At 55.9% G+C, this 2,398-nt stretch carries 2 protein-coding genes; both read left to right on the top strand.

What is annotated here, in order from left to right:
* The first annotated feature begins 104 nt into the window (after nt 1-104).
* Nucleotides 105-1,610 (top strand): IS21 family transposase, encoded by a 1,506-nt coding sequence (istA, locus tag HA050_RS21675; protein WP_166830581.1) that lies wholly within the window; start codon nt 105-107, stop codon nt 1,608-1,610.
* Nucleotides 1,597-2,343, top strand: a complete 747-nt coding sequence (istB, locus tag HA050_RS21670) for an IS21-like element helper ATPase IstB (RefSeq protein ID WP_166830579.1) — start codon at nt 1,597-1,599, stop codon at nt 2,341-2,343. The genes istA and istB overlap by 14 nt, the downstream gene beginning before the upstream one ends.
* The last annotated feature ends 55 nt before the right edge of the window (nt 2,344-2,398 follow it).

Genomic DNA, 2,398 nt, shown 5'->3' with positions numbered 1-2,398 from the left:
TGTAAATCAGCGTGCAAAACTTTCCAGGTTCCCGGGGTAAACAGCGTCCAATAGTTTCCACCCCGGTTGTGTAACCATCCGGTATTTCGCCGGAGAAACCTGGGGTGTTATCCATGGACATCATTGCCGAAATCCGGCGTCGCCATCTCATTAGTCACGAAAGTATCAGCGCCATTGCCCGTGACCTTAAACTCTCCCGTCCTACGGTGCGCAAGCACCTTAAAACCACCGCATCTCCCTCCTACCAGCGTGCCCGGCAACCCCAGCCCAAACTTGGCCGGTTTCAATCCATCCTTGAGCAATGGCTGGAAACTGAACGGCACCTGCCCAAAGCGCAGCGCAGAACCGCTCAACGACTCTTTGAAGGCTTGCAAGCCGAGGGTTATACCGGGGCCTACGACAGCATTCAGCGTTTCGTCAAACAGTGGAAGTCCAGCGCCGCCGCGCCCGGCAGCAAGCAGGCCTTTGTGCCCTTGGTCTTTGCGCCGGGCGAGGTGTGCCAGTTTGACTGGAGCCATGAACAGGTCGAAATCAATGGCGTCTTTCAGACCATTAAAGTGGCGCATTTCCGCCTGACCTATAGCCGGCAGTGTTTTGTAGTGGCCTATCCCCGGGAAACCCAGGAAATGGTCTTCGATGCGCATGACCGGGCCTTTGCCTTCTTCGGTGGCGTGCCATTGCGGATGGTGTATGACAACCTGAAGGCGGTTGTCGATGCGATTCTGGTTGGCAAAGAGCGGCAATTCAACCGGCGGTTTATGGTACTGGCCAATCATTACCTGTTTGAGCCGGTGGCCTGCACACCCGCATCAGGTTGGGAGAAGGGCCAGGTTGAGAATCAGGTGGGCAATATCCGCGAATGGTTATTTACGCCGCTGGCCCGGTTTGCCAGCTTTGCAGCACTGAATACCTGGCTCAGCCAGCGCTGCCGGGAGTTGGGCGCGCGCCAGCATCCGGTTTACGAGGGCTCCATTGCCAGCCATTGGGCGTCCGAACGCACTGCTTTGCGCCCCATGTCGGCGGTGTTTGATGGTTATGTCGAAGCCATGTTGCGTGTTTCCAGCACTTGCCTGGTGTGTGTGGACCGGAATCGTTACAGCGTTCCCGCCATTTATGCAGGCAAAGCGGTATCGGTGCGGATCCGGGCCACGCACATTGAGATGGTGGCGAACTCTATCCAGGTTGCTCAGCATGCGCGTTGCTTTGGCCGGGACCAGCTGATTTGTGATCCCTGGCATTATTTGCCCATTCTGGAAAAAAAGCCGGGTGCTTTGCGGCATGGCGCGCCCTTTGTGCAATGGGAATTGCCGCCAGCGATACAGCAGGTACGGGATCGGATTCTCAAACAAGCGAAGGGGGACCGGGCCTTTGTTGAACTACTGCAAATGGCCCGCACAGCGGGGCTGGATGTCTTGCAAGTGGCGTGTGAATGTGCACTGGAACATGGCGTGGTGACCGCAGCGGTGGTCTTGAATGAAATGCGCAGGCTGATTGCACCCGCCCAGCCGGCGGTACTGAATTTACCGGATCAGCTGCAACTGAAGCATGCCCCGCAGGCCAACTGCGCCCGTTATGACGATCTGCGAGGAGCCCAACATGTCCTGCACTGATCGTAGTTTGCAGTTAAAGCAATTACAGCTCTATGGCATGGCTGCGGCCTGGACGGAATGGCAGGCCGAAAAAATCCGCAAACCCGCCACGATAGAAGCCTGGCTGGATTATTTGATTGCCGCGGAAGCGGCAGATCGGGAAGTGCGCAGTTTGCGCTATCAGCTCAAAGCAGCCCGCTTCCCGATTCACCGGGATTTGCTGGGCTTTGACTGGGCAGAAAGCCCGCTGGCCGCATCACAGATTGAGCAGCTGGCCACCGCTGCGTTTATGGAGCATGCGCACAACCTGATTTTGGTTGGCGGCACCGGCACGGGCAAAACCCACCTTGCCACAGCACTGGGCGTTGCTGCGATTCACAAAGGGAAACGGGTGAGATTCTTCAATGCAGTGGATCTGGTGAATTTGCTGGAGAAAGAAAAGGCGCTGGGCAAAAGCGGCCATCTGGCGCGACAGCTCAGCCAGATTGATGCGCTGATTCTGGACGAGCTGGGCTATCTGCCCTTTCCTGCTTCGGGTGGCGCTTTATTGTTTCATTTGCTCAGCCAGCTGTATGAAAAAACGAGCCTGATCATCACGACCAACCTGTCATTTGGCGAATGGGTCACGGTATTTGGTGACGCAAAAATGACGACAGCACTGCTGGACCGAATCACGCATCACTGTGAAATTCTGGAAACAGGCAATGATTCGTTCAGGTTTAAACAGCGTAAAAAGGGGCAGAAAACGGGCTGACAAACTGGAAACTTTTGGACGCTGACGGGTGGAAAGTATTGGACGCTGATTGACA

The sequence above is a fragment of the Iodobacter violaceini genome (assembly GCF_011601265.1).
GTDB lineage: Bacteria > Pseudomonadota > Gammaproteobacteria > Burkholderiales > Chitinibacteraceae > Iodobacter > Iodobacter violaceini.
This window is presented reverse-complemented; position numbering and strand designations above follow the sequence as displayed.